This is a genomic window from Streptomyces sp. NPDC048481 (genome assembly GCF_043200075.1).
In the GTDB taxonomy this organism is placed as follows: Bacteria; Actinomycetota; Actinomycetes; order Streptomycetales; family Streptomycetaceae; genus Streptomyces.
The window spans coordinates 1-26,778 of the sequence record NZ_JBICXC010000009.1; the positions used below are offsets into that span (position 1 = coordinate 1).

Below are 26,778 nucleotides of genomic sequence, written 5' to 3' on the forward strand. Positions count from 1 at the left end.
GACAGCCCGACGCCGTCAGCTCCGCGATCTGCTGCAACGTCGCACCGATGTCCGACGTACGCGTCGTCGTCATCGACTGCACCGACACCGGGGCGTCCCCACCGACCGCCACGGAGCCGACCTGGATCTGCCGGCTCCTGCGGCGCTCGGCGATCTTGGTCGGAACGGACGGCATGCCGAGAGAAATCGCAGTCATCTGCTGTGCAACCCCAAGTCGTGGATCATGGCCCAGGTCCCGTCTTCAGGCGGGTTCCAGGCTTCGAGATTACGGCACCGGCCGGGGCGGGAGCACTTCCGTACCCGGGAACCACCCGGGCGGGGCACCCGCCGGCCGTCAAACCCGCCGGGACGCCGGACGGCCCGGCACGAGGAGCGTGCCGGGCCGTGCGGGACCGCGGGCCGCCGGCAAGGGGGCGGACCAGCGGCTAAGAGATTTTGACCGGGTTGACGACGTCGGCGATCAGGACGAGCACGGTGAAACAGATGAAGACGCCCGCCACCACGTAAGCGACCGGCATCAGCTTCGCCACGTCGAACGGGCCCGGGTCGGGGCGGCGCAGGACCTTGGCCGTGGTGCGGCGCAGCGACTCCCACAGGGCGCCCGCGATGTGCCCGCCGTCCAGGGGCAGCAGCGGGAGCATGTTGAACAGGAACAGGGAGAGGTTGAAGCCCGCCACGAGCATCACAGCCAGGGCGAGCTGCTGCGAGGCCGGGATGTCCAGGGTGAAGATCTCGCCGCCGACGCGGGCCGCGCCGACCACGCCCATGGGGGAGTCGGGCTCGCGGGGTGCGCCGTCGAAGGCCGCGTTCCACAGGGCCGGGATCTTGCCGGGCAGGGCGGCGAGGGAGTCGACGGCCTCGCCCACCCGGTCGGTCATCCAGGAGACGGAGTCGCCGAAGTCCTGCTTGACGACGCCGTTGGCCGCGCTGAAGCCGAGGAAGCCGGCCTTGACGAACTGGCCCTGGACGTAGGCCCCGCTGGAGTCCTTCTTGGCGACCATGTTGGTGGCGATCTTCGCGTGCAGGGTGAGTTCGCTGCCCTTGCGCTCGACGACGATGGCGACGTCCTTGCCGGCGCTGACGCGGATCAGGTCGGAGAGGGTGTCCCAGTCGTCCGTGCGGTGTCCGGCGAAGGAGACGATCCGGTCGCCCGGCTTCATGCCGGCGGCGGCGGCCGGGGAGGCCGGGTCGGAGGGCTTGCAGGCGTCGCGGTTCTGGCTCTGCGCGATGACGCAGGGGGAGACCGAGCTGACGCTGGTGGTCTGCTGGGAGATGCCGAAGCCCATCAGCACGGTGAGGAACAGCACGACCGCGAGGATCAGGTTCATGAACGGTCCGGCGAACATGACGATGACGCGTTTCCACGGCTTGCGTGTGTAGAACATGCGCGTCTCGTCGCCGGGCTGCAGTTCCTCGTAGGCCGCCGAGCGGGCGTCCTCGATCATGCCGCGCCAGGGCGAGGTGGAGCGGGCCGTGATCCGGCCGTCGTCGCCCGGCGGGAACATGCCGATCATGCGGATGTAGCCGCCCAGCGGAATCGCCTTGACGCCGTACTCGGTGTCGCCCTTCTTCCGCGAGAAGACGGTCGGGCCGAAGCCGACCATGTACTGCGGGACCCGGATGCCGAAGAGCTTGGCCGTGGACAGGTGTCCCAGCTCGTGCCAGGCGATCGAGAACAGCAGCCCCGCCGCGAAGACGACTATGCCGAGGATCATCATCAGGGCTGTCATGCACGCGCCTCCGCGGTAGCCGTCAGTTCTTGGGCCCGGGCCCGTGCCCAGGTCTCCGCTTCGAGGACGTCCGACACGGTCAGTGAAGTTCCCGTCACCGGCGTGCCGTGCTCGTGCACGACCCGGGTGACGGTCTCCATGATGCCGTTGAAGGGCAGCGCGCCCCTGCGGAACGCCTCGACGCACTCCTCGTTCGCCGCATTGAACACCGCCGGGGCCGTGCCCGCGAGCTCGCCCACGTGCCGGGCGAGGCCGACCGAGGGGAAGGCCTCGTCGTCGAGCGGGAAGAACTCCCAGGTCGACGCGGTGCTCCAGTCGAAGGCGGGCGCGGCGTCCGGGACCCGCCCGGGCCAGCCCAGGCCGACGGCGATGGGCCCGCGCATGTCGGGGGGCGTCGCCTGCGCCAGTGTCGATCCGTCCGTGAACTCAACCATCGAGTGGACATACGACTGCGGGTGGACGACCACCTCAATGCGCGAGAAGGGAATGTCGTAGAGCAGGTGCGCCTCGATGACCTCCAGGCCCTTGTTGACGAGGGTCGCGGAGTTGATCGTGATGACCGGGCCCATGGACCAGGTGGGGTGGGCGAGGGCGTCCTCGACCGTCACGTTCGCCAGTTCCGCCTTCGTCCGGCCGCGGAAGGGGCCGCCGGAGGCGGTCACGACCAGCTTGCGGACGTCGGCGCGGGTGCCGGCCGCGAGGCACTGGAAGAGGGCCGCGTGCTCGGAGTCCACCGGGATGATCTGGCCGGGCTTCGCGAGCGCCTTGACCAGCGGGCCCCCGACGATGAGCGACTCCTTGTTGGCGAGCGCGAGGGTGCGGCCCGCCTCCAGGGCGGCGAGGGTGGGCGCGAGGCCGATGGAGCCGGTGATGCCGTTCAGCACGGTGTGGCAGTCGGAGGCGGCCACCTCGGCGGCGGCGCCGGGACCGGCGAGGATCTCGGGCAGCGCCTCGGCGGCGCCGTACCGGGCGGCCAGCGCCTCCCGCAGGGCGGGCACGACGTCCTCGCGGGCGACCGCGACGGTCCGCACGCGCAGCCGGTGGGCCTGCTCGGCCAGGAGCGCGACCCGGCCGCCGTTGGCGGACAGGGCGCTCACCCGGAAGCGGTCCGGGTTGCGCAGCACGAGGTCGATGGCCTGGGTTCCGATCGAGCCGGTGGAACCGAGGATCACCACGTCCTTGGGGCCGTCGCCCACGACGGGGTCGTAGACGCGGTGCGGGTCGGCGAGGGGGGCTGGACTGTCGCTCATCCCCCCATTGTTGCCGCAACGGGAAGGCGGCCGGACAGGGCGTCCCGCCGAGGGACGCGCCGCGGCCCGGCCGCCGGGCAACCGTGTTCGACGGATCACCTGATCGGGCGGTGGACGTTCTCCCGTTCGCTGGGGCCGGGGGTCGCGTCGGCGATCCACGGCGCGTCCCCGGACAGGTCGACGACGCCCTGCTCCAGCCACTCGTAGGCGCCCGCCATGACGCCCTTGACGACCTTGCGGTCCAAGTCGTCGGTGTTGTGCCACAGGCGCGCGAAGAGTTCGTCGACGCGGATGCGGGACTGGCGGCAGAACACGTCGGCGAGCTGGTAGGCCTCGCGGCCGTTCTCGCCGCGCGAGCGCAGCAGTTCGGCGCGTACGCAGGCCGCGCTCATCGCGAACAGTTCCGCGCCGATGTCGACGATGCGGCCGAGGAAGCCTTGTTTGGTCTCCATCCGGCCCTGCCAGCGGGACATGGCGTAGAAGGTGGAGCGGGCGAGTTTGCGCGCGTGCCGCTCGACGTGCCGCAGGTGCGGCGACAGGTCGACGCCGGCGTGCTTGAACTCCGCGTACGAGGAGGGCAGTTGTCCCGGCCCGGCGACCAGTTTCGGCAGCCACTTGGCGTAGAAGACGCCGGCGTTGGCACCCGCCCTCGCCTTGTCCTGGAGGGACTTGTCGGGATCGATGAGGTCGCCGGCGACGGTGAGGTGGGCGTCGACGGCCTCGCGGGCGATCAGGAGGTGCATGATCTCCGTCGAGCCCTCGAAGATGCGGTTGATCCGCAGGTCGCGCAGGACCTGTTCGGCGGGGACGGCCTTCTCGCCGCGGGCCGCGAGGGACTCCGCCGTCTCGAAGCCGCGGCCGCCGCGGATCTGGACGAGTTCGTCGGCCATCCGCCAGCCCATCTCGGAGGCGAACAGCTTGGCCAGCGCGCCCTCGATGCGGATGTCGTTGCGGTCCTCGTCGGCCATCTGGGAGGACAGGTCGAGCACCGCCTCCAGGGCGAAGGTGGTCGCCGCGATGAAGGAGATCTTCGCGCCGACGGCCTCGTGGTGGGCGATCGGCTTGCCCCACTGCTCGCGGGCCGCCGACCACTCGCGGGCGATCTTCAGGCACCACTTGCCGGCGGCCACGCAGGACGCCGGCAGGGAGAGGCGGCCGGTGTTGAGGGTGGTCAGGGCGATCTTGAGGCCGGCACCCTCGGGGCCGACACGGTTCGCGGCCGGGACCCGGACCTGGTGGAAGCGGGTGACGCCGTTCTCGATGCCGCGCAGGCCCATGAAGGCGTTGCGGTTCTCCACGGTGATGCCGGGCGAGTCACTCTCCACGACGAAGGCGGTGATGCCGCCCTTGTGTCCCTCGCTCTTCGGGACCCGCGCCATGACCACGAGCAGGTCGGCCACGACGCCGTTGGTGGTCCAGAGTTTCACGCCGTCGAGGATGTAGTCGTCGCCGTCGGGCACCGCGCTCGTCGCCAGGCGGGCGGGGTCGGAGCCGACGTCGGGCTCGGTGAGCAGGAAGGCGCTGATGTCGGTGGTCGCGCAGCGCGGCAGGAACTTCTGCTTCTGCTCGGGGGTGCCGAACATCTTCAGGGGCTGGGGCACGCCGATCGACTGGTGCGCCGACAGCAGGACCCCGATGGCGGGGCTGGCGGAGCCGATCAGGGCCAGCGCCTTGTTGTAGTACACCTGGGTGAGACCGAGGCCGCCGTACCTGGGGTCGATCTTCATGCCGAGGGCGCCGAGCTCCTTGAGTCCGCGCACGACCTCGTCGGGGATGCGGGCCTCGCGTTCGATGCGGGCCGCGTCCACCTGGGTCTCGCAGAAGTCGCGGAGCTTGGCGAGGAACGCCTCGCCCCGCCGGACGGCCTCGTCGGAGGGGACCGGATGCGGGTGGACGAGGTCGAGCCGGAAGCGGCCCATGAATAGTTCCTTGGCGAAGCTGGGCTTGCGCCAGTCCTGTTCCCGGGCGGCCTCGGCGACCTGGCGGGCCTCACGCTCGGTGACGGTGGGTTTCTTGAGGGGTGGTGCGGACATGAGGCTCACCTCGCCGCGAATCGGGATCTCGGGCCACATCGGTTACCGATGGGTGCTACCCGATCGTTGGTACCCGATCCGGGCCGCGGTGGCCACCCCACGCGCGCGCCTTCGGGCGGGCGGGGGCCCGGCTCCGGGGCCGGGAGGGAGCGGCGCCGCGGCCTCCCGCGGGCGTCACCGGGCGTCCGCGCGCGGGCCGGGCGGGGCGCCTCGCGCGGTGGCGCGGCCTGCGCCGAACGGGTGTGGGCGACTCCCACGCCGTGTTCCCGTACTCTTCTCCACCAACTCGCCACAACTCCCCGTCGAAGCGCTTCGACAACCTATGGACACCCACTCGCGCTAGAGCTACTGTCGAACCACCCTCACCCGCCCCTGTTCGCAATGCGCACTGTCGAAGCGCTTCACAAAACTTGGAGAGCTGGATGGTCACCCTCGCCGAGGTCGCCCAGCACGCCGGAGTCTCGGCGAGCACGGTGAGCTATGTCCTCAGTGGCAAGCGGTCCATCTCCACGACCACCCGGCAGCGCGTCGAACAGAGCATCCGGGAGCTGGGCTACCACCCGAACGCGGGCGCGCGCGCCCTGGCGAGCAGCCGGTCGAACATCATCGCGCTGATGATCCCGCTGCGCACCGACATCTACGTGCCGGTGATGATGGAGATCGCCATCGCGGTGGCCACCACGGCCCGCACCCACGGGTACGACGTGCTGCTGCTCACCGGCGAGGAGGGCTCCGACGCGGTCCGCCGTGTCACCGGCAGCGGGCTCGCCGACGCGATGATCCTCATGGACGTCGAACTCGACGACGAGCGGCTGCCGTTGCTGCGCTCCACCGACCAGCCGTCCGTGCTGATCGGCCTGCCGGCCGACACCGCGGGTCTGACCTGCGTCGATCTGGACTTCGGGGCGACCGGCGCGCTGTGCGTGGAGCATCTGGCCACCCTCGGCCACCGCGACATCGCCGTCATCGGGGAGGCCCCGGCGGTCTACGAACGGCACACCGGTTTCGCCGAGCGCACGCTCGACGGGCTGCGCGGCCGGGCGAGGGACCTCGGTCTGCGGCTGCTGCACCGCCCGTGCGAGGGCGGGTACGACGCGATGGCCGTCACCCTTGCCCGGATCCTCGACGAACGTCCGGGCACCACCGGGTTCGTCGTGCAGAACGAGTCGGCGGTGGAGCCGCTGCTCGCGCTGCTGCGCCAGCAGGGCCGGGCCGTGCCGGAGGACGTCTCGGTGGTGGCGATCTGCCCCGACCAGGTCGCGGTCCAGGCATCGGTGCGGCTGACGTCCGTGGCCATCCCCGCGCAGGAGATGGGCCGGCACGCGGTGGAACGCCTGGTCGCCAAGCTGGAGGGGCGCGGCGGCGACGAGGTCGTGCTGATCGCGCCCGAGCTGACCGTCCGGGCGAGCACGGGACCGGCGCCCTCCGGAACCTGACCGCCCCCGCGTACCGCCGTCCGCCCCCGCGCACCTCGACCCGCCGCCCCTCCCCCGTTCATCCCCCCTCGTCACACCTCCCCGCCGCCGCGCCGCCACGTCCTCGTCCCGCGCCCGTCCGGGCGCCTTCGTGCCCGCGTCCTGCCGCCTCACTCCTGTCTGCACTCCTTCAAGGAGCACCCCTCGTGAACCAGCCTGCCGAAAACCAGCCACAGGTCAGCCTCGCGCAGTCGTCGCCCACGGTCGGCACCTTCCGGGAGCGCGACGGCGCGCTGGAGTGGAGCGGCCGTCAGGAGACCCTGCGGGTCGAGCCGTGGGGTCCGGACGCCGTCCGGGTGCGCGCCCGGCTCGGCGGCCCGATCCTCGAGGGGCTGCCCGGCGCCCTGCTCGACGAGCCGCCCGCCGCCGAGAGCAGCGTCAAGACGAGCGAGGCGGAGGGCCTGCTGACGGTCGGCGCGCTCACCGTCGAGGTGAGCGCCGAGGGCCTGGTCCGCTTTCTGCGCACCGACGACCGCACCGAGATCCTGGCCGAGGACCGCGCCCACTTCTGGTGGCCGGGCTCGCGCCTCTACACGGCCGTCGGCAACGGCCACCACCGCCTGGAGCAGCGGTTCGCCGCCTACGACGACGAGCGGCTGTACGGACTCGGGCAGCACCAGCACGGCCGGCTCGACCAGAAGGGCCTGGTCCTGGACCTGGTCCAGCGCAACGCCGAGGTCGGCATCCCGGTGCTCACCTCCAATCGCGGCTACACCCTGCTGTGGAACAACCCGGCGATCGGCCGTGTCGAGCTGGCCGGGAACGGCACCCGCTGGGTCGCGGACTCGGCACGCCAGATCGACTACTGGATCACCGCCGGCGCCCCGGCCGACGGCCAGCGCCGCTACAGCGCGGTCACCGGCCGCACCCCGATGCTGCCGGAGTGGGCGGCGGGCTTCTGGCAGTGCAAGCTGCGCTACCGCACCCAGGACGAACTCCTCGACGTGGCAAGGGAGTACAAGCGCCGGGGGCTGCCGCTCGGCGCCATCGTCTGCGACTTCTTCCACTGGACGCACCTGGGCGACTGGCAGTTCGACCCGGCCGAGTGGCCCGACCCGGCCGCGATGGTCCGCGAGCTGGAGGAGATGGGCGTCAAGCTGGTGGTGAGCGTGTGGCCGTCGGTGTCGCCGCTGAGCGAGAACCACCAGCTGATGGAGCAGCGCGGCTACTTCATCGGCACCCAGTACGGCCCGATGGCGCACGCCGACTGGCCGGACAAGGGGGTCGCCTCGACGGTCCAGGTGGCGTTCTACGACGCGACCAACCCCGAGGCCCGGGACTTTCTGTGGTCGAGGATCCGGGACAACTACCTGACCCCGTACGGCATCACGGCCTTCTGGCTGGACGCCTGCGAGCCGGAGCTGAAGCCCGGCTTCCCCGAGAACCTGCGCTACTGGGCCGGTCCGGGTCTGGAGGTGGGCAACATGTACCCGGCCGAGAACGCGCGCACGTTCCACGAGGGGCTGCGCGCGGCGGGCGAGGAGGAGATCGTCAGCCTCAACCGCTCGGCGTGGGCGGGCAGTCAGCGTTACGGGGCCGCCCTGTGGTCCGGTGACATCGGTACCGACTTCCCGACGCTGCGCCGGCAGATCGCGGCCGGTCTCAACACCGCGCTGTCGGGCATCCCGTGGTGGAACACCGACATCGGCGGCTTCCACGGCGGGGACCCGGACGACCCGGCGTACCGGGAGGTGATGGTGCGCTGGTTCCAGTTCGGCGCGGTGTCGCCGCTGATGCGCCTGCACGGCTTCCGCCACCCGGGCATGCCGCTCGGCCCGGACATGACCGGCGGCCCGAACGAGGTGTGGTCGTACGGCGAGGAGGCGGGCGTGATCCTGGAGGCGTACCTGCGGCTGCGGGAGCGGCTGAAGCCGTACGTCATGGAGGTCATGCGGGAGGCGCACGAGGAGGGCCTGCCGCCCATGCGGCCGCTGTTCCTGGAGTTCCCGGACGACCCGGCGGCCTGGTCGGTGGACGACGCCTACCTCTTCGGCCGGGACCTGCTGGTCGCCCCGGTGCTGACGGCGGGCGCGACGACCCGTACGGTCCACCTCCCGGCGGGCGCGGTGTGGACGGACGCGTGGACGGGCGAGACGTACGAGGGGGGTGCGCGGGCCACGGTGGACGCCCCGCTGGAGCGCCTCCCGCTGTTCCTGCGGGACGGGGCGCGGCTGCCGGTGGCCGAGTAACGCCGGTCCGCCGCGGCCGGGTGAACTCCCTTGTGGAAAAAGGGTGTCGGCGGGGTAGGGAGCCGGCGTCCGGGCGTTCCCCCCTGCCCCGCCCGCCCCCGCCGTTTCCCCGCCGCCCCGCGAAAGGGTGTCCCCCCATGGCGTCGTCCCCGCTCGCCCTCACCGTGGCCGACCAGGTGCTGCGGCCCGGTTTCCGCTCCCGCCGCACGCCCGACCGCGTCTTCGACCGGCTCTCGGCGCGGGCGGGTATGGCGCCCGGGGACGAGGAGTTCACCGAGGAGTTCCGGTTCCTGCTGCGCCACTGGGCCCGGGACGAAAACCTCACGCCGGTCGGCTGGTGGTCGGCGCAGGGCCATGTCCGGCGGCATCTGGCCAACCGCGCCCGGGTCCGGCGGCTGATCGCCGAGCACCCCGGCATCGCGCGGGAGCCGGTCGAGCGGCCGGTGTTCGTGGCGGGGCTGCCGCGCACCGCGACGACCCTCACCCACGGTGTGCTCTCGCTGTCCGAGCAGCACCGATGTCCCCTGCTGTGGGAACTGCTCACCCCGGACCTGGCGGGGACGCCCGAACAGCGCCGCAGGGCTGTCGCCGGGGCCCGTCTCATGGTGGGCGCGATCGATCTGTTCGCGCCGCGCTACCGCGACATCCACACCCTGGTCGCCGAGGGCCCCGAAGAGTGCACCTTCGCGCTCCCGCACACCGTCATGCCGCTGTCCCAGGCGCGCATCCCGGCCTACCGGGCGGCGCTGGAGGAGCGGGACTTCGTCCCCGACTACGCCTACCTCAAGCAGGTCTACCAGGTGCTCCAGCACGGCCGTCCCCGCCGCCGCTGGGTGCTGAAGTCCCCCCTGCACACCGGCCATCTCGACGCGCTGCTCGCCGTCTTCCCGGACGCCACGCTGGTGTGGACGCACCGGGAGCCGGCCGCCGTCGTGGCGTCGTTCTGCAGTCTGATCGAGCACGGCATGGCGATCACCCGGCGCCCGCTGGACCTGCACGAGCTGGGCGCGACCTGGCTGGCCCTGCTGAGCCGTTCCGTGGAGCGCGGGCTCGCGGCCCGGGCCGCCGTCCCGCGCGAGGCGCTGGTGGACGTCCCCTACTCCTGGCTGGGCTCCGACCCGGCCGCCGGGGCCCCGAAGCTCTACGACGCCGTGGGCGCCCGCTGGACCGAGGCCGACGCGGCGCGGCTCCCCCGGATCGCCGCCCGCCCCAAGGGCAGCCGGCCGCACCGCTACGACCTGGCCCGCTACGGCCTGACCCGGGCCGACGTCGACGCCGCGTTCGCCGGGTACGACGCCCTGCGCGCCGAGGTCGACCGGGCCTGACGCCCGGCCCGGCGCGCCGCGGGCGTCCGGTGGACGGTCACCACGTCCCCAGGGTGAGGACGTGCTCCTGTCCGGCGACCAGGTCGACTGTGCGGGGCTCGCCCGAGGGGGTCCGCACGTCGACGCGGTGCGAGCGCCGCGGTGTGAGGACCGCCCGGCCGCCGTCGGGGCCCCAGGTCAGGTCGAGTCGGGCGCCGAACCGGGTGCGCACGCCGCGCAGTTCGCCCGCAGGGAGCGCCGGCGGCACGGCCGGCAGCAGCACCAGCCGGTCAGGGGTGGACTGGACGAGCGCCTCGATCAGCACGGCGGGCAGGGTGTGCGCGGCGTCGGCGTTGTAGACGTCGCGGCGGGGGTAGTGGGCGCTCATCAGGGAGTCGTGGAAGAAGTCGCCGTCGAGGACCGCTCCCAGGGCGTTCGCGACCCGGCGGCCGTCCCGCAGCCGGGCGGCGATCAGCGCGTGGTGCAGGTGGCCGTGCGCGGAGTCGTTCTCCGCGCCGCGCAGTTCCAGGGCGCGGTGGGCGGCCGCGGCCTGCCTCGGGGTGTCGTAGGGGTTGATCTCGTCGAGAGGCCAGACGCCGTAGAGGTGGCTGAGGTGGCGGTGGTCGTAGGAGTCGTCGAGGCCGGGCCAGGCCCACTCGGCGAGGGCTCCGTCGGCGTTGGTGCGGTGGGGCGGGAGGCGGTCTGCGAGGGCCCGCCAGCGGGCCGCCTCCGGCGCGCCGGGGTGGTAGTCGGCCGCGGTGAGCAGGGCGTGCCGGGCGGCGGAGAGGTCCATGGCCGCGTTCAGCGCGCCCCAGCCGCCGTTCGCGGGCCGGTTCTCGGGCGAGTACGAGGGGACGACGACGAGCCGGCCGTCCGCGTCGGTGCGGGTGAGGAAGTCCTCGTAGAAGCGGGCGGTCTCGGCGAGGGCGGCGGCGGTGCGCGGGTCGCGGGCGCCGCGGGTGTCGTCGTGGTCGACGAGGGGCTTGAGCAGCCAGTCGGCGCCGGCGGTCCACAGGTGGAGCGGGTACTCGCGGCTGAAGTGGTAGGACAGCCCGGACTCCCCGTCGGAGTGCGCGGGCGCGACCGCTCCGCGGGCGCCGAACACGGCGCGGGCGTTGGCCCGCCAGTCGCCGAGCTGACGGTGAATCAGCGACGCGAGGGCCTCGGTGACTTCGGGAAGGTCGGCGGCCGCGGCCGAGGCGGTCTGGAGGTTGACGTTGGCGTCGTTGGTGAACGCGCCGGACCAGGCGGTGTCCCAGTCGCCGGTCCACAGGCCCGGCAGGCGGGGCGGGTTCAGGCCGGAGGAGGACAGGAGGTGGTAGCGGCCCGCTGCGAAGAGCCGTTCCAGGAGGGCGGGGCTGCGCGGGCGCGCCAGCAGTTCGGAGCCGGTCAGGGCGCGTTCGGCCGGGTCGGCGCGCAGGTCGAGGGTGACGCGGCGGTAGGCGGTGCGGTGCCGGGCGAGGTGGCGTTCGAGCAGTTCGTCGTAGGAGTGCGGCAGCCGGTCCAGGGCGTGCCGCTCGGCGAGGACGTCGAGTTCGCCGGTGTGCCGGCGCACCCGGGTCAGCAGGAGCACCGACGTGGCGCCGGTGACCCGCACGCCGGGCAGGGTGAGGTCGGCGCGGCCGCCGGTGGCGACGACGAGGGTGACGCCGGTGTAGGAGCGGTCGCTGTCCGGGTAGCGGGCGCGCAGGGTGAGCAGGGCCCCGGACGGCGTGCGGACGGCGCTGTGACCGACGGCGAGGCCGGTGGGGGCGCCGGGGAGCCGGTGGTCGAGCGCGATGTCCACGTCGAGCCCGGTGACCTGGTGGACGATCACGTCGTCGGCACGGGAGACGAACACCCGGCCGGTGGCGTCCGCACGGCTCGCGACGGTCTCGCCGGTGGTGAAGTCGACGGACCGCAGGAGTGCGCCGTCGCGGCGCGACCCGTGCGAGGGCGTGCGGCGCACGCTCGTCCGGAAGGCCGGGTGGAAGGGCTGGACCCACCGCAGCGGGCGGTGGTCGGTGAAGCTCTCGGCGGCCGTCCTGTCCCCGGCGAGCAACGCGTCCTGCAACGCGGGGAGTTCGTCGGCCAGCTCGGGCGGACGGGCGTGTTCGGAGCCGTTGGGGCGGACCAGGGCGTGGTGGGTGACGACGACCCGTTCGTCGTGGGGGTCGCCGAACACGAGGGCGCCGTGCCGGCCGTTGCCGCTGAGGAAGGCGTCCTCCCAGCGGGCGGCGGGCCGGTGTTCCCAGGTTCCGTGCACGGGGCCTTCGGCGCCGCCGAAGCCGGGAGGGGCGGGCTCGGCCGGACGGGAGGGAGGGGTGGGCGGTGTGGTCATGGGCGCAGCACCGCCACGCCGTGGCGGCCCAGTCGGACCTCGTCCGTGACCGTCGTGCCGGTCAGCAGCTCGTGGTGGGTCCCCGCGAGGGGGACGGCCACGGGCTCGCGGCCGTGGTGGAGCAGGAAGAGCAGGTCGCCGCGGCGGACGGCCTCGACGCCGGGCGGGAGGCCTTCGAGGACGGGCCGCACGCCCGCCTCGGCGGCGATCCGGGCGAGGAGGCTGCGGAAGGCGCCCGGTTCGGGGAGGGTGGACAGGTACCAGGCGCGGTCCCGGCGCAGGACGGCCGGCATGCCCTCCAGCTCGCCGCTCCGGTAGACGGCCTCGACGCGGGCGTCGGCGGCCGGCTCCAGTTCCTCGGACCACAGGACGCCGTCGAAGCCGTCGGTCTCCACGCTCTCCCCCGCGTCCAGCGGCCACCACTCGTGCAGGACGCGGATGCCGAACAGCTCGCGCAGCCGGGCGTCCATGCCCCCCTCGCGCACCCGGTCGTCCTCGTCGGCGACGCCGGTGAGGAACCCGCAGACGAGGACGCCGCCGCCGCGGACGTAGCCGAGGAGGTTGTCGATCGCCGCGTCGGTGAGGGCGTACAGCTGCGGGACGAGGACCATGCGGTAGCCGGACAGGTCGTGCCCGGGGTGGGCGAAGTCGGCGGTGAGGTTGTTCTCCCACAGGGCGCGGTGCCAGGCGGTGAGGACGGCCGGCAGGTCGACCTCGGCGGACGGGCGGGCGTCCTGGGCGCCGGCCCACCAGGCGTGCCAGTCGTGGAGCACGGCGACCTCGGCGGTGATGTGCCGGCCGGCCGTGTGCGGGCCGAGTCTCGCGAGGTCGGCGCCGAGCTGCTTGACCTCCTGGAAGGTGCGGCCCTCCTCGCCGGCGTGGCTGACCATCCCGGAGTGGAACTTCTCCGCGCCCTGCCGGGACTGCCGCCACTGGAAGTAGCAGACGGCGTCCGCGCCGCGGGCGACCGCCTGGAGGGACCACAGGCGGTTCATGCCGCGCGGCTTGGGGTGGTTGACGCCGCGCCAGTTGACCGGTCCGGCGGCCTGTTCCATCAGCATCCAGGGTCCGCGCGCCTGGGAGCGGGTCAGGTCCTGGACCATGGCGGCGTGCTGGGCGCCGTAGGGGTCGCGGGGGTCGGGGTAGAGGTCGACGGAGACGACGTCCTCCTCCTCGGCCCAGCGCCAGGCGTCCTGGCCGATCCACAGCGGCATGAAGTTGGTGGTGACCGGCAGGTGCGGGGTGTGCCGGGCGACGATGTCGCGTTCGGCGCGGTAGCACTCCAGGAGCATGTCGGAGGTGAAGCGCCGGAAGTCGAGCACCTGCGTCGGGTTCTTCAGGTAGTGCGGGGTGCGCGGGGGCAGGACGCCGTCCCAGGTGTCGTAGTCCTGGGACCAGAACGCGGTGCCCCAGGCGGTGTTGAGGGCGTCGAGGGTGCGGTACCTCTCGTGCAGCCAGCGGCGGAACGCGGCGGCGGCCTCGTCCCCGTGGTCGAAGGTGCAGTACTCGTTGTTGATGTGCCACATGGTGAGGGCGGGATGGCCGCCGTAGCGGGCGGCCAGATCCTCGGTGATGGCGGCGGCGTACCGGCGGTAGACGGCGCTGGAGTGCGAGAAGTGCTGGCGGCCGCCCCACCACTCGGTGCGGCCGTCCTCGGTGCGGGGCAGGGTCTCGGGGTGCAGCCGGCCCATCCAGGGCGGCGGCGAGGCGGTGGGGGTGGCCAGGACGACGCCGACGCCGTTGTCGTGCAGCAGGTCCATCAGGGTGTCCAGCCAGCCGAACTCCCGTGCTCCGGGCCGGGGTTCGAGCCGGGACCAGGAGAAGACGCCGAGCGTGACGGAGTTGACGCCGGCGTCCCGCATCAGCCGGACGTCCTCGTGCCAGGTCTTCTCGGGCCACTGCTCGGGGTTGTAGTCGCCGCCGAAGAGGATCCGGCCGCGGGTGGCGTCGCCCAGGTTCGGCATCAGACGGGCTCCCCGTACTGAATGCCCCGGCCGTTGGTGGCGATGTAGACGCGGCCGTACAGCCGCGGGTCGGCGGCGATCGTCGCGCCGGTCCAGCCCCACTGGTGCCTGTCGTCGTTGATCCGCGTCCAGGTCTGAGCGCCGTCGTCGGAGCGGTACACGGCGGTGATCGTATCCGTCGAGCCGACCATGTAGATCGCCGGGTACGCGGCGCCGTGGGCCGCCTTGCCGAAGGCGAGGGTGTGGGAGGCCCAGCAGCTGGTCAGCCGGGTGAAGGTCGCCCCGCCGTCGGTGGACCGGTGGAGCCCGTTCCCCTTGGCGCTCAGCCACAGGTCGCCGGACCGGCCCGGGGCGGCGGCGAGCTGGAACTGGCTGTCCCCGGACGGCAGTCCGCCCGCGCGCCCGGTGAACGTGAGGCCGTGGTCGGTGCTGGCGAACAGGGTGCCGGTGTCGGTGTCGTAGGCGTAGAAGCGCGCCGGGTCGGCCGGGTCGGCGAGCGGGGTGGCGCCCTTGGGGAAGGAGGCGACCTCGGACCAGGTCGCGCCGTTGTCGGTGGAGCGCTGGGCGGGGTACTTGGTGCCGTCCCAGTGCACGAAGGACCACAGCAGCACGCTGCCGTCGCTGTTGGCCGCGATCGGGCCGGGGGCGTCCTTGGCGATCGCGGGCTGGGCGGCGAAGGGCGCCCAGGTCTTCCCGCCGTCATGGGAGGAAGCGCCGTTTCCGTGGTCGCCGAAGCCGGTGCGTACGACGTACGACGGTCGGGCGGCGGCCTGGGCGAGGCCGGTCGCCGTTCCGAACACGGGGTTTGCCGCCATGCCGCGCGAGGGTGAGGCGGTGAGCCGCTCGTGATACATGACGCCGACGTCCCCGAGGCCGCTGAGCAGGTGCGCCTCGCCGGTCGGGGGCGAGATCAGCAGGCGCACGGAGGTCTCCTCCAGGCCGCGGATCTGCGGGGCCCAGTGCTTCAGGTCCCGGGTGCCGTAGAGGGTGGCGCCGGTGCCGTACACGACGTGCTTCGAGTCGTGGGGGTCGACGGCGAGGGCCTGGATCCACCAGCCGAACTTGGGCTCGTCGGCGCCGAAGGTGAGGAACGGGGTCTCGGACACGTCGAGGACCGCGGAGTCCTTGAGGGACGTCCAGGTGCGGCCGCCGTCCGTGGTCCGGAACAGGGTGTCGACGGCCGACCAGCGGTTGTTCGTGGAGACGACGACGGTGCCGGGCCGCCGCGCGTCGACGGCCGCCCCGCCGTAGCCGAACGAGTCCCGCCCTCCGTCGCTCGTCGTGCCGCCGGGCGCGGCGGGGGTGACGTCGGTCCATCTGCCGGTGGCCGTGGCCAGCTTGTGGACGCTGCCGTCCGACTGCCCGTTGGGTCCGGGCGCGTCGGCGTACGTCACGTACAGCTCGCGGGTGTGGCGGTCGTAGGCGGCCCGGATCGGCACCTTGGCGTTCGCGCCGGCGGGCTGACCGGGCACGGCCCGCCAGGTGCCGCCGTCGGTGGTGCGGTACAGGTTGGCCGTCGTGCCGTCGGAGTCGCCCCAGCCCGCGTAGAGGACGCGGCCGGCGGCGACGAGGAGCGTGACGCCCTGCCCGGCGGCGGACGGCGTCGCGGGGAATCCGGCCGCGGCCGCCCAGGTCGCGCCCCGGTCGGTCGACCTCAGCAGGCCGTCGTGGCGGGTGCCGAGCCACAGGGTGTCGCTGTCGCGCGGGTCGACCAGCAGCCGCTCGCCCGTGCCCCGGCCGTCCTCGTTGCCGCCGAGCTTCACGGTCAGGTCGGTGCGGGCCCAGGTGGCGCCGCGGTCCTCGGAGCGCAGGACCGCGCCGTTGCCCGCCCAGGACTGGGCGTAGGTGCCGAGGGCGAGGTAGAGGCGGTTCGGATGCGCGGGGTCGACGGCCATCGCCTCCACGCCGAGCAGGTTCCAGTCGTCCCAGCCGAGGTGGTCGGTGAGGGGGGTCCAGCGGGCGGTCCGGTCGTCCCAGCGGTAGGCGCCGCCGATGTCCGTGCGGGCGTAGGCGAGACCGCGCACGGCGGGGTGGAAGAGGACGCCGGTGACGAATCCGGTGCCGCCGATGACGGCGTTGCGCCACCGGTAGGTGGGCGCGGCGGTGCCACCGGCGGTCGCGGTGGCGGCTTCGGCCGCGTCGGCGCGCCCCTGCACCGCCGGGAGCGCGGTGAGCGCGGCGGCGGCAGCGGTGCCGGCGAGGACGCTGCGGCGGCTGAGCGGGGAGACGGACATGGGGTACCTCGCAGGTGGGGTCGCGGGTCGGGGGGCTTCCGGGGTGCTCGGTCCGGGGCTGCCGGGGCTCGGTCCGGGGCTGCCGGGGCTCGGTCCGGGGCTGCCGGGGCTCGGTCCGGGGCTGCCGGGGCTCGGTTCGGGGACTGGACGGGGGTGCCGGCTGGCGGGACGTGCGTCGGCACATCACCGTGGCGCCGCTGTGATGTGCGGCTCCGGGCTCGCGTGTGGGGGGCTGCCGGGAGCGCGTGCCGCGCAGGTGTGCGGCTCCGCACCCACGGGACGCGTGGACCGGCGGTGCGGGAGTGCCCCCCGGGCGGGAACCGCGGCGGTGTGCGGCTCCGCCGTGTGGGCGCCGTCGGCGCCGTGACCGGTGGGGTGCACCGGCTCGCGACGCCCGGCACGCCCTAGCCCTTCACCGCGCCGGTGAGCATGCCCTTCTTGAAGTGCTTCTGGACGAACGGGGAGAGCACGGCCACCGGCAGCAGCGCCATCACCATGACGGCCATCTGCACGGCGAGGCCCGACAGCTGCCCGGTCTTGATGGCCTGGCCCAGGCCGACCGGGGCCTCCTGCTTCTGCACCAGCTGGATCATGACGTTCTGCAACGGCATCATGTCCTGGTCGTTCAGGTACAGCGACGCGTTGAACCAGGCGCTCCAGTAGCCGACGGCGTAGAAGAGCGTGATGACCGCCAGCACCGCCCGCGACAGGGGCATGACGATCTGCCACAGGATGCGGAAGTCCCCGGCCCCGTCGATGCGGGCGCTGTCGATGAGTTCCTGCGAGATGCCCGTGAAGAAGCCGCGCAGGACCAGGATGTTGAACACGCTGATCGCGCTCGGCAGGATCAGCGCGAGGTAGGTGTCCGTCAGGCCGAGGGACTGCACCAGCAGGTAGGTCGGGATCAGGCCGGCGCTGAAGAACATCGTCGCCAGCAGGACCATCAGGATCCAGCGGTGCCCCAGCGAGCCCGAGCGGGACAGCCCGTAGGCGCACAGCACGGAGACGCTCATCGAGAAGAGGGTGCCGACGACGGTGATCAGGACGCTGATCACCGCGGCGCGGGTGACCTGGCCGCCGCTGAGCAGCTCCTGGTAGGCGACGAAGGTGATGCCCTTGGGGATCATCACCAGGCCGCCGGCCTCGTCGATCGTCCTGCGCGAGGAGAGGCTGGTGACGACGACGATCCAGATGGGGAAGACGATGCCGAAGCAGGCGAGCGCGAGGACGAGTCCCTTGCCCGCGAGACCCGCCCTGCCGGGCTCCTCCTCCCAGGCCGGACGGGGCGGGGCCGCCCACCGGCCGGGCCGGTCCGCCGTCGCCCTGCCGAGGACCGCCGCCGTCTTGTCGAGGACCGTGCTCACTTCTTGTACACCCCCTGCTCGCCCATGAGATGGGCCACCTTGTTCGCGGCGAGGACCAGTCCGAGACTGACGACGCCCTTGATCAGACCCGCGGCGGCCGCGTATCCGAAGTCCTGGTTGCGCACGCCGTTCCACCAGACGAAGGTGTCCAGCACCTCCGAGGCTCCTGGTCCGACCGCGTCACGTTGCAGCAGGATCTGTTCGAAGCCGACCGTCAGCGCGTCCCCCACCCTCAGCACCAGGAGCAGCGCGATCACGGGCCTCAGTGCGGGCAGCGTCACGTGCCACATGCGGCGCCAGCGCCCGGCGCCGTCCATCGCGGCGGCCTCGTACAAATCCGTCGGGACGGAGGAGAGCGCGGCGAGGAAGACGATGATCCCCCAGCCCGCGTCCTTCCACACGCTCTCCGCCGTGACGAGGAACTTGAAGGTGTCCGGGTCGGTCATGATGTCGAGGCCGTCGTAGCCGTGCTGGCGCAGGAGCTGCGACAGGATGCCCGCGCCGCCGAACAGCTGCTGGAACACGGCGATGACCAGCACCCAGGAGAAGAAGTGCGGCAGGTAGAGGATCGCCTGCGAGAGCGCCCGCACCCTCGGCCTGACCACGCTGTTGATCACGAGGGCGAGGGCGATGGGGATCGGGAAGTACAGCACGAGTTGGAGGAAGAAGAGGACCAGGGTGTTCTGCACCGCGTTCCAGAACGCCGAGTCCTCGAAGATGCGCTGGAAGTTCTCCAGGCCCACCCAGGGACTGTGCAGCATCGAGACGATGCCGTTGTCGCTGATGTACGGGTCGTAGTCCTGGAAGGCGACGATGTTGCCCAGGATCGGCAGGTAGTTGAAGACCAGGAGCAGCACGAGGGCCGGCAGGGTCATGAGGATGAGGGTCCGGTCCCGCCGCAGCCGCAGCCGCAGACTCAGCTTCTCGGCGGGTCTCTTCTTCTGTCCGCCGGTGTCGCCGCCCGAGGGCGCAGGGATCTTCGCCGGTCCGGCTGTCGTCGTCTTGGCCCCGCTTCGAGGCACCGTGCTGTGGGACACGGCCGTTCTCCTCGCCTCGCTGCCGGTCAGCCCGCCGCCGGACCGTTGTCGTCGAGCAGCTTCTGGTACCAGTCGCGCAGCTTGTCGCCGCCCTTGCTCTTCCAGTCGGAGACGGCCTGCTGCATGTCGCTGATCTTCCTGCGACCGCGGGTGACGTCGTCCTCCAACTGCTCGAAGTCGTTGGAGAGGTTGGTGTAACGGGCCGGCTCGGTGATCTGCATGCCGTAGAAGGCGGACTTCTTGGTGAAGCCGCCCGCCCGCTGCTGCCACTCGACCTGCGCCTTGGCGACCTCGGGGAAGTCGGGGTGCGCGATGGTGGCGGCGGGGCTCGCGACCATGACGTACGCGTTGGACACCTCGTTGTTGCCCTGGTCGGTCTTGACCGGGACGCCGTCCTTGACGGTGTAGTGGGTTCCCTCCACGCCGTAGTTGGTCATCATGTACTCCTTGGTGCCGTACGGCGCGGCGGTGACGTTGGCCACGGCCAGCACGTCACGGACGACCGACTCGGACGCCTTCTTGTTGACGAAGGCGAAGATGCCGGCCGGCTGTTCGGCCCAGAGGTGGGGGTCGCCGCCGTCGTGTGCGAAGACGGGCATCCCCCAGATCTTGAACTGGGGGTTCTGAGTGGCCTGTTCGGCGGTGCGGCCCCACCACTGGCTGATGTTGTTGGCGTAGATAAGGAACTCGCCCGCGGCGAACTTCGGGCCGGGGTCGGGGGCCGTCTTGCCCAGCTCGCCGTCGGGGTGCACCACCTTGGCGGCGAACAGCTTGCGGGTCCACTCCAGTGCCTCGAGGTACTCGTCGGTCTCGATGCGGTTGACGAGCTTGCCGTCGACGAGGTTCCAGCCGAGCGGCTTCTCGCTGCCGGAGAGCACGCCGAACATCTGCCAGGCGGTCCACTTCATGTCCAGGCACGCCCACCGCTTGGCCTTGGCGTTGGTGATCTCCTTGGCCAGGGCCATGAACTCGTCCGCCGAGCGCGGGACGTCGTAGCCCTCCTTGTCGAAGATGTCCTTGCGGTAGAGGGGCACGATGCTCGTGACGTACGGCGCGGGCATCGGCAGGCCGCGCAGCTTGCCGCCGAAGATGGAGCGCTGCCAGGCGTCCGTGGGGATCGCCGCGAGGTTCGGGTACTCCTTGACCTTGTCGCCGGACAGGTAGGGGCCCAGGTCGGCGAACTTGCTGAGGATGGCGCTGGGTATCTTGCCGCCCATGTTCCAGCCGGGGACGACCACCACGTCCGGCACGTCGCTGGAGGCGAGGACCGCGCCGAGCTTCTGGTCGTAGGTGTTGCCGTCCTGGTTCTGCCAGACGACGTCGACGCCGATGAGGTCGTTCATCCCCTTGTAGTAGGCGTTGGTGCCCTTGGGCGGGGAGCCCCAGAACGGCGACATGATCGTGACCTTGCCGCCCTTGCCGAGCTTCTTCGGCACCGATTCCTTCAGCGTCGCCAGGTCCAGCTTGCCGGTGAACCCCATCGCCGAGCCGTTCTTGGCCGGGATGTCCGGCGTCACCACGTTGCTCGCCACGTAGGCGGGCAGGATCTTCTTCGCGTCCTTGCCCGACGTGGTCCCCTCGCGCGACCCGCCGTCCGACCCGCCGCACGCGGCCAGCAGCGGCATCCCGCCGGCGACTGCTGCGGTGGCGACCGCCGTGGAGGCGAGGAAGCTTCTCCGGCTCGGTCCGGAGGAGGCGGAAGCGGCGTTCGGCGTCATTGCGTCAACCCTTCATGGCGCACCAGGACACCCGGCGGTGGCCGTCGGCTGCGGTGTCTCGAGTGGAACTGGCTGAGCCGAAGCGGTTCCTGCGGCCCCGTGTGCTGGGGCTTTCCAGTCGAAGCGCTTCGATGTTGCTGCGAGGTTAAGTGAACACCCCGGGGTGCACAAGGGTCGTTCCCAAGATTCCTCCGCCGTATCGCGGGTGACCTGTTCGTATGCACGCCTTGAAATATGCGTGAGGTCCCTTGACACCCAGCGGTGTGCCGACTGAGCATCGAAGCGCTTCGAAAGAGCCAGCCCGCTCCACCGCAAAGGGAACCCCACGTGACCGCACACCCGCCGCCCGCGCCGCCCTTCCGTGATGCGCGGCTGCCGTTCGCGAAGCGCATCGACGACCTGCTGTCCCGGCTGACCCCGGACGAGAAGGTCTCCTTTCTGCACCAGTTCGCCCCGGCCGTCGAGCGGCTCGGGGTGGCCGCGTTCCGCACCGGCCAGGAGGCGCTGCACGGCGTCGCGTGGATGGGCCCGGCGACGGTGTTCCCGCAGGCCGTGGGGCTGGGCGCGACCTGGGACACCGACCTGGTGCGCCGGGTCGGCGAGGCGGTGTCCAGGGAGGTCCGGGCGATGCGCGCCCTCGACGAGCGCGTCGGTCTGAACGTGTGGGCGCCCACCGTCAACCTGCTGCGCCACCCGCTGTGGGGCCGCAACGAGGAGGGCTACTCGGAGGACCCGAAGCTGACCTCCGCCATCGCCACGGCGTACACCCACGGCCTGCGCGGGGACCACCCGACGTACTGGCGCACGGCCCCCGTCCTCAAGCACTGGCTGGCGCACAACAACGAGACCGACCGGGCCGTCACCTCGTCCTCGGTGCGCCCCCGGGTGCTGCACGAGTACGATCTGCGCGCCTTCCGCGACACCGTCGAGGCGGGCGCGGTGGCGGGTGTGATGCCCGCGTACAACCTGGTCAACGGCCGCCCGAACCATGTCTCGCCGTATCTGCGCGAGCAGCTGCGGGCCTGGACCGACGAGGACCTGCTGGTCTGCTCGGACGCGGGCGCGCCGTCCAACCTGGTCGACAGCGAGCACTACTTCGACACCCACGAGGAGGCGACGGCGGCCTCGCTGCTGGCCGGCGTGGACAGCTTCACCGACCACGGCACCGACGGCTCGACGATCGCCGCCCGGGTCCGGGGCGCGCTGGAGCGGGGGCTGCTGACCGAGGCCGACGTCGACGCGGCGGTCCGCCGCCAGCTCTCGGTCCGCTTCCGGCTCGGCGAGTTCGACCCGCGGGACGACCCGCACGCGGGGACCGGTGCGTTCGACACGCCCGAGCACCGCGCGCTGGCCGGTGAGGCCGCCGGGAAGGCGGTCGTGCTGCTGCGCAACGACGGGGTGCTGCCGCTGGCCGCGGACGCCCGGATCGCGGTGGTCGGACTGCTCGCCGACGAGTGCAAGACCGACTGGTACAGCGGCACGCTGATCCACCGCTCGACCCCCCTGGAGGGGCTGTACGAGCGGTTCGGCGCCGAGCGGGTCGCGTTCGCCGAAGGGGTGGACCGGGTCCTGCTGAAGACCTCGGCGGGGACGTTCCTGACGGTCCCCGCCGCGCCCGAGGCGGCCGGCGGGGCGCGCGGCGCGCAGGGCGCGCTCGACCCGGCGCTGCTGGCCGGCCGCACCGACCTGCCGCCGCTGACCGCCGACGCCGAGGGCACGGAGCTGGCGCTGGTGGACTGGGGCGAGGGCGTGCTGACGCTGCGCGCCCCCGACGGCCGCTACCTCTCGGTCGCCGAGGACGGCCTGCTGCGGGCCTCCGCCGACCAGCCCGGCGGCTGGGTCGTACAGGAGACGTTCCGGCTCGAACCCCACGGGAACGGTCACCTCCTGCTGCACCTGGGCACGGGTCGTCATGTGTGTGTCGCCGCCGACGGCCTGCGGGTTGCCGGGCCGCGGGAGGAGAACGGGGCGGATCCCGAGGTCTTCGAGGTCGTCGTCGTCGAATCCGGCGAGAGCGCGGTGACGCGGGTCGCCGCCGGGGCCGACGTGGTCGTGGTGGTGGCCGGCAACGACCCGCACATCAACGGCCGGGAGACCGAGGACCGCACCACGCTGCGGCTCCCGGCCCACCAGGAGCGGCTGCTGGCGGCGGCCCGGGCGGCGAACGCGCGCACGGTGCTGGTGCTGGTGTCGGCGTACCCGTACGCGTTCGACCCGGGAACGACGGCCGCGGCGCTGTGGACGGCCCATGGCGGGCAGGCCGCGGGCGCCGCCCTGGCGCGCGTCCTGGCGGGCGACGTCTCCCCGGCCGGCCGCCTGCCGCAGACCTGGTACGCCGACGACGCGGACCTGCCCGGCCTGCTGGACTACGACGTGATCGGCACCCGGCAGACCTACCTGTACTTCGAGGGCGTCCCGCTGTTCCCGTTCGGGCACGGCCTGTCCTACGCGACGTTCTCGTACGCCGGTCTCACGGCGCGGGTGGCGGACGGCCGGGCGCACGTGGTCTGCACGGTGACCAACACCGGCGACCGGACGGCCGACGAGGTCGTCCAGCTCTACAGCCGCGCCGTCGACCCGTCGGTCGTCCGCCCGCGCCGTGAGCTGCTGGGCTTCCGCCGGATCACCCTGGCCCCCGGCGCGAGCGCGGACGTCGCCTTCGACGTGCCGCTGTCCGCCTTCGCCTTCTGGGACGTGGCGCGGGGCGCGCTGCGGGTGGAGCCTGGCCCGTACGAGCTGCAGGCCGGCGCGTCCAGCGAGGACGTCCGTCTGCGCACGGCCGTCGTCCTCGACGGCGAGCCGTCGGCGCCGCGCGCGGTGCGCGAGAACGGGCTCTCGGCGGCCGACTTCGACGAGCAGAGCGGGACCGAGATCGTCGACCGCACGAAGGAGTCGGGCGACGCGGTGACCCCGGCCGGCCGCGGGGCGGGCGAACTGCTCTACCGCGCCTGCGACTTCGGCACGGGCGCGGAGGCGGGCACGCCGGGGGTGACGGCCGTGACGGTGACGGCGTCCGGCGAGGGCGCGGTGGAACTCTCCCTCGCCGGCGGCCCGGTGCTCGCCACCGTGGCCCTCGGCACGCCGACGCCGGGCCCGTACTCCTACGTGACCGTGGACGCGCCGTTCGTCGCCGGCGGCGTCCACGACCTGCGCCTCGGACTGCGCGGCCCGCTGCGGCTCGCGCACGTCGGCTTCTCCGGTTGAGGGTCCGGACGAGGCCGACGACAGGAAGGGGCCCGGCGCCGGCAGGCAGCGGCGCCGGGCCCCTTCGGGCGCGCGGAGCGCGCACCGTTCCCGTCAGCCGGTCAGCGGAGCGGGATCCGGCCTCCCGAGGGCGAGCGGCTCAGAGCGCGAGGCCCGTGAGGACCAGCACCCGCTCGTAGGTGTAGTCGTCCATCGCGAACCTGACGCCCTCGCGGCCCACCCCGGACTGCTTGGCGCCGCCGTACGGCATCTGGTCGGCGCGGTAGGAGGGCACGTCGCCGATCACGACGCCGCCCACCTCCAGCGCGCGGTGGGCCCGGAAGGCGGCCTGGAGGTCGTGGGTGAACACGCCCGCCTGAAGGCCGTACTTGGAGGAGTTGACGGCCGCGAAGGCCTCGGCCTCGCCGTCCACCCGCTGCACGGTGAGCACCGGTCCGAAGACCTCCTCGCACGCGATCGTGGTGTCCGCGGGCACGTCGGTGAGGACGGTCGGCGCGTAGGAGGCGCCGTCGCGCTTGCCGCCCGCGAGGAGCTTCGCGCCCGCGGTGACGGCCTCGTCCACCCAGGACTCGACGCGCTGGGCCGCGGCCTCGCTGACCAGCGGGCCGACGTCGGTGGCGTCGTCGGAGGGGTCGCCGGTGACCTGGGCCTCGACGGCGGCGACGATGCGCGGCAGCAGCCGGTCGTACACGGAGGCGTCCGCGATGACCCGCTGCACCGAGATGCAGGACTGGCCGCCCTGGTAGTTGGAGAAGGTCGCGATGCGGGCGGCGGCCCGGTCGAGGTCGGCGTCGGAGGCGTAGTCCGCGAGGACCACCGCCGCTCCGTTGCCGCCCAGCTCCAGGGTGCAGTGCTTGCGCGGCACCGAGTCCATGATCGCGTAGCCGACCTGCTCGGAGCCGGTGAAGGAGATCACCGGCAGGCGCTCGTCCTGGACGAGGGCGGGCATACGGTCGTTGGCCACGGGCAGGATCGACCAGGAACCGGCCGGCAGGTCGGTCTCGGCGAGCAGGTCGCCGAGGATGAGGCCGGACAGCGGGGTCGCCGGGGCGGGCTTGAGGATGATCGGCGTGCCGGCCGCGATCGCCGGGGCGACCTTGTGGGCGCACAGGTTCAGCGGGAAGTTGAACGGCGCGATGCCGAGCACGACGCCCTTCGGGAAGCGCCGGGTGAGGGCGAGCCGCCCCTGGCCGCCGAGGTCGGTGTCCAGGCGCTGGGCCTCGCCGCCGTTGAAGCGCCGGGCCTCCTCTGCGGCGAACCGGAAGACCGACACGGCCCGGCCGACCTCGCCCCGCGCCCACTTGACGGGCTTGCCGTTCTCGGCGGAGATGAGCTGTGCGATCTCCTCGGTGCGCTCGGCGAGCCGCTTGCTGACGTGGTCGAGGGCGGCGGCGCGCACATGGGCGGGGGTGGCGGCGAACTCGTCCCGTACGGCGTACGCGGCGGCCACGGCCTCCTCGACCTGGGCGTCCGTCGGCACGCCGACCCGGGCGACGAGACGGCCGTCCCAGGGGGAGGTCACGTCGAAGCTGTCCTCGCCGGTGACCTGGCGGCCGGCGAGCCAGAAGGCGTGGAGGGAAGTCATATGCGGGTCCCGGCCCTTCCGCTTAGGGGGTGTCAAGAGGTGTGCGTGCTCCACGGTAGGGGCGGAACGCCGGGCGGGCGCTTGTCCGAGTCGTACGGGTGCCCGGCGGTTGTGCGCCGCTTTGGCGCGGTCGCCCTGCTCCCCCCGCTCCCGTGCCCGGCTCCCCCCGCTCCCGAGCCGGCCACCCCCGGTCCGGGTCCCGCTCCCGGTCCCGGTGCGGTTCCGGTTGCCGCTCCTCCACGTCCACGTCCCGCTCCCCGCCCGGCCCCGGCCGCCCCGGTCCACCGTCCCCGTGTCGCTCCCCCGCCCGTTCCTGTCGGTCCTCGCGCCGCCGTTCCCGTCGCAGGAAGAGCCGCAGCGCGCCGAGCAGCACCGCGCCGAGGCACCAGCTCGCCACGACGTCCAGCGGCCAGTGGTAGCCCCGCCGGACCAGCCCGAAGGAGACGGCCAGGACCAGGAGCACTCCCGCGGCGACGGCCGCCCGGCGGGCGCGCGGTGTGCGCAGCCAGGGAAGCAGCACCAGCACGGCCGAGCCGTAGGCGACGGCCGCCGTCGCCGTGTGCCCGGAGGGGTAGTAGCCGGTGGCCGGCGGCACGGCGGGCGTGCCGGGCCGGTCGATCCACTCCTTCAGGGGGACGACGATCAGCGGCACCAGCGCCATCAGACAGAGCGCGGCGGCGGACGGCGCCCACCACCGCGCGCGCCCCGCGTCTCTGCCCCGCCACGCCGTCCAGCCCGCCACCAGCACCAGCACCGGCACCGCGATCTGCACGTTTCCCAGGTCGGCCAGCAGCTCGCCGGTCCGGCCGGGATGGACCAGGGCGCGGCTGAGGCGCTCGTCGCGGGCCATGAGCGGCCCGTCGGCGGCCACCTGCCAGGTGATCAGCGCGAAGAGGACGGCGGGCGGCAGGAGGCCGAGGAGGGCGCGGCTCGGTCGGGACGGCATGGCCCCCAGCTTGTCAGGAGCGCCCGGCCGGCCGCCGCCGAAGGGGACCGCGCGGAAGGGCCGGAGGCCAAGGGAAGCAGGCGAGCGCGCCGGCCGGAGGGGAACGAGAAAGGGCCCCGGAACGTGTCCGGAGCCCTTTTCGTGGTCTCGCCTGCGGTCCGTGTCAGTGGTCCGCGTCGGTTTTCGTGCCGGAGAAGGAGGTCGGCCACCCCGGAACAGGGGGGGGTGGTTCAGGGGTGGCCGTCCGGACCGGGTCGTCGGCCGCCCCGGGGGGTTTGGGGCGGACGACCGTCCGATCGGTGTGGAGATTTCCGAAGCCGGAAGCTCCGGTTGTGTGCGCGAGGGCACGACCGGGTCGAAGCTGGGGAGGCCGCGGCCCGGTGTCCGTCCACAGTCCCCTGTGGGCGGGGTGTATCTCTCATCTG

The 26,778-nt window shown here is 72.8% G+C and carries 15 protein-coding genes and 1 pseudogene; 4 read left to right on the forward strand and 12 right to left on the reverse strand.

The genetic code is table 11. The features are described 5' to 3' along the window. The 4 genes from ACGFSH_RS24915 to ACGFSH_RS24930 all read right to left on the reverse strand — a co-directional run. A partial coding sequence (locus ACGFSH_RS24915; RefSeq protein WP_393352308.1) for a flavodoxin-dependent (E)-4-hydroxy-3-methylbut-2-enyl-diphosphate synthase occupies positions 1 to 196 on the reverse strand: 196 nt, incomplete at its 3' end. A 229-nt stretch (positions 197 to 425) separates the two neighbouring features. After that, entirely contained in the window at positions 426 to 1,730 is a 1,305-nt protein-coding gene (locus ACGFSH_RS24920; protein WP_393352311.1) for a M50 family metallopeptidase, read from the reverse strand. Beyond that, positions 1,727 to 2,980 carry a 1-deoxy-D-xylulose-5-phosphate reductoisomerase gene (dxr, locus tag ACGFSH_RS24925; protein WP_393352313.1) on the reverse strand — a complete coding sequence of 418 codons (1,254 nt, stop codon included), beginning with the start codon at positions 2,978 to 2,980 and terminating at the stop codon, positions 1,727 to 1,729. Before dxr ends, ACGFSH_RS24920 begins: the two co-directional genes overlap by 4 nt. A gap of 95 nt (positions 2,981 to 3,075) precedes the next feature. After that, positions 3,076 to 5,013, reverse strand: a complete 1,938-nt coding sequence (locus ACGFSH_RS24930) for an acyl-CoA dehydrogenase family protein (protein WP_393352316.1) — start codon at positions 5,011 to 5,013, stop codon at positions 3,076 to 3,078. Between the two features lie 422 nt (positions 5,014 to 5,435). Between ACGFSH_RS24930 and ACGFSH_RS24935 the strand changes: the two genes are divergently transcribed. From ACGFSH_RS24935 to ACGFSH_RS24945, 3 genes are all read left to right on the forward strand, one after another. Continuing rightward, a complete protein-coding gene (locus ACGFSH_RS24935; RefSeq protein ID WP_393352319.1) occupies positions 5,436 to 6,449 on the forward strand; it encodes a LacI family DNA-binding transcriptional regulator in 1,014 nt (337 codons plus the stop codon). Between the two features lie 185 nt (positions 6,450 to 6,634). Next, positions 6,635 to 8,677 (forward strand): TIM-barrel domain-containing protein, encoded by a 2,043-nt coding sequence (locus tag ACGFSH_RS24940; RefSeq protein WP_393352322.1) that lies wholly within the window; start codon positions 6,635 to 6,637, stop codon positions 8,675 to 8,677. A gap of 137 nt (positions 8,678 to 8,814) precedes the next feature. After that, entirely contained in the window at positions 8,815 to 10,002 is a 1,188-nt protein-coding gene (locus tag ACGFSH_RS24945) for a sulfotransferase family protein (RefSeq protein WP_393352326.1), read from the forward strand. Between the two features lie 37 nt (positions 10,003 to 10,039). On the opposite strand, the gene ACGFSH_RS24950 is transcribed toward ACGFSH_RS24945, so the two are convergent. The 6 genes from ACGFSH_RS24950 to ACGFSH_RS24975 form a co-directional block, all read right to left on the reverse strand. Beyond that, positions 10,040 to 12,301 (reverse strand): glycoside hydrolase N-terminal domain-containing protein, encoded by a 2,262-nt coding sequence (locus ACGFSH_RS24950; protein ID WP_393352328.1) that lies wholly within the window; start codon positions 12,299 to 12,301, stop codon positions 10,040 to 10,042. Next, complete coding sequence (locus tag ACGFSH_RS24955) at positions 12,298 to 14,265, reverse strand: beta-galactosidase (protein ID WP_393352331.1); 1,968 nt, start codon at positions 14,263 to 14,265, stop codon at positions 12,298 to 12,300. The genes ACGFSH_RS24950 and ACGFSH_RS24955 overlap by 4 nt, the downstream gene beginning before the upstream one ends. Beyond that, positions 14,265 to 16,499 (reverse strand): WD40/YVTN/BNR-like repeat-containing protein, encoded by a 2,235-nt coding sequence (locus ACGFSH_RS24960; RefSeq protein WP_393352334.1) that lies wholly within the window; start codon positions 16,497 to 16,499, stop codon positions 14,265 to 14,267. Before ACGFSH_RS24960 ends, ACGFSH_RS24955 begins: the two co-directional genes overlap by 1 nt. Positions 16,500 to 16,903: 404 nt before the next feature. Continuing rightward, positions 16,904 to 17,863, reverse strand: coding sequence for a carbohydrate ABC transporter permease (locus ACGFSH_RS24965; protein ID WP_393352338.1), 960 nt, complete (start codon positions 17,861 to 17,863; stop codon positions 16,904 to 16,906). Next, positions 17,860 to 18,900, reverse strand: coding sequence for an ABC transporter permease (locus tag ACGFSH_RS24970; RefSeq protein ID WP_393352341.1), 1,041 nt, complete (start codon positions 18,898 to 18,900; stop codon positions 17,860 to 17,862). Before ACGFSH_RS24970 ends, ACGFSH_RS24965 begins: the two co-directional genes overlap by 4 nt. Before the next feature lie 26 nt (positions 18,901 to 18,926). Beyond that, positions 18,927 to 20,618, reverse strand: a complete 1,692-nt coding sequence (locus ACGFSH_RS24975; RefSeq protein ID WP_393352344.1) for an extracellular solute-binding protein — start codon at positions 20,616 to 20,618, stop codon at positions 18,927 to 18,929. 327 nt (positions 20,619 to 20,945) lie between these two features. Between ACGFSH_RS24975 and ACGFSH_RS24980 the strand changes: the two genes are divergently transcribed. Further along, positions 20,946 to 23,822, forward strand: a complete 2,877-nt coding sequence (locus ACGFSH_RS24980) for a glycoside hydrolase family 3 C-terminal domain-containing protein (RefSeq protein WP_393352347.1) — start codon at positions 20,946 to 20,948, stop codon at positions 23,820 to 23,822. Positions 23,823 to 23,961: 139 nt separating this feature from the next. On the opposite strand, the gene ACGFSH_RS24985 is transcribed toward ACGFSH_RS24980, so the two are convergent. Further along, entirely contained in the window at positions 23,962 to 25,407 is a 1,446-nt protein-coding gene (locus tag ACGFSH_RS24985) for an aldehyde dehydrogenase family protein (protein ID WP_393352350.1), read from the reverse strand. A gap of 316 nt (positions 25,408 to 25,723) precedes the next feature. Beyond that, positions 25,724 to 26,353 (reverse strand): annotated as a pseudogene (locus ACGFSH_RS24990) (phosphatase PAP2 family protein); the annotation flags it as partial. Positions 26,354 to 26,778: the final 425 nt, after the last annotated feature.

Excerpts from the sequence above, each read along its gene's own strand:
- ACGFSH_RS24920 (WP_393352311.1), bottom strand. The coding sequence starts at position 1,730 with ATGACAGCCCTGATGATGATCCTCGGCATAGTCGTCTTCGCGGCGGGG.
- dxr (WP_393352313.1), bottom strand. The coding sequence starts at position 2,980 with ATGAGCGACAGTCCAGCCCCCCTCGCCGACCCGCACCGCGTCTACGAC.
- ACGFSH_RS24930 (WP_393352316.1), bottom strand. The coding sequence starts at position 5,013 with ATGTCCGCACCACCCCTCAAGAAACCCACCGTCACCGAGCGTGAGGCC.
- ACGFSH_RS24935 (WP_393352319.1), top strand. The coding sequence starts at position 5,436 with ATGGTCACCCTCGCCGAGGTCGCCCAGCACGCCGGAGTCTCGGCGAGC.
- ACGFSH_RS24945 (WP_393352326.1), top strand. The coding sequence starts at position 8,815 with ATGGCGTCGTCCCCGCTCGCCCTCACCGTGGCCGACCAGGTGCTGCGG.
- ACGFSH_RS24950 (WP_393352328.1), bottom strand. The coding sequence starts at position 12,301 with ATGACCACACCGCCCACCCCTCCCTCCCGTCCGGCCGAGCCCGCCCCT.
- ACGFSH_RS24955 (WP_393352331.1), bottom strand. The coding sequence starts at position 14,265 with ATGCCGAACCTGGGCGACGCCACCCGCGGCCGGATCCTCTTCGGCGGC.
- ACGFSH_RS24960 (WP_393352334.1), bottom strand. The coding sequence starts at position 16,499 with ATGTCCGTCTCCCCGCTCAGCCGCCGCAGCGTCCTCGCCGGCACCGCT.
- ACGFSH_RS24975 (WP_393352344.1), bottom strand. The coding sequence starts at position 20,618 with ATGACGCCGAACGCCGCTTCCGCCTCCTCCGGACCGAGCCGGAGAAGC.
- ACGFSH_RS24985 (WP_393352350.1), bottom strand. The coding sequence starts at position 25,407 with ATGACTTCCCTCCACGCCTTCTGGCTCGCCGGCCGCCAGGTCACCGGC.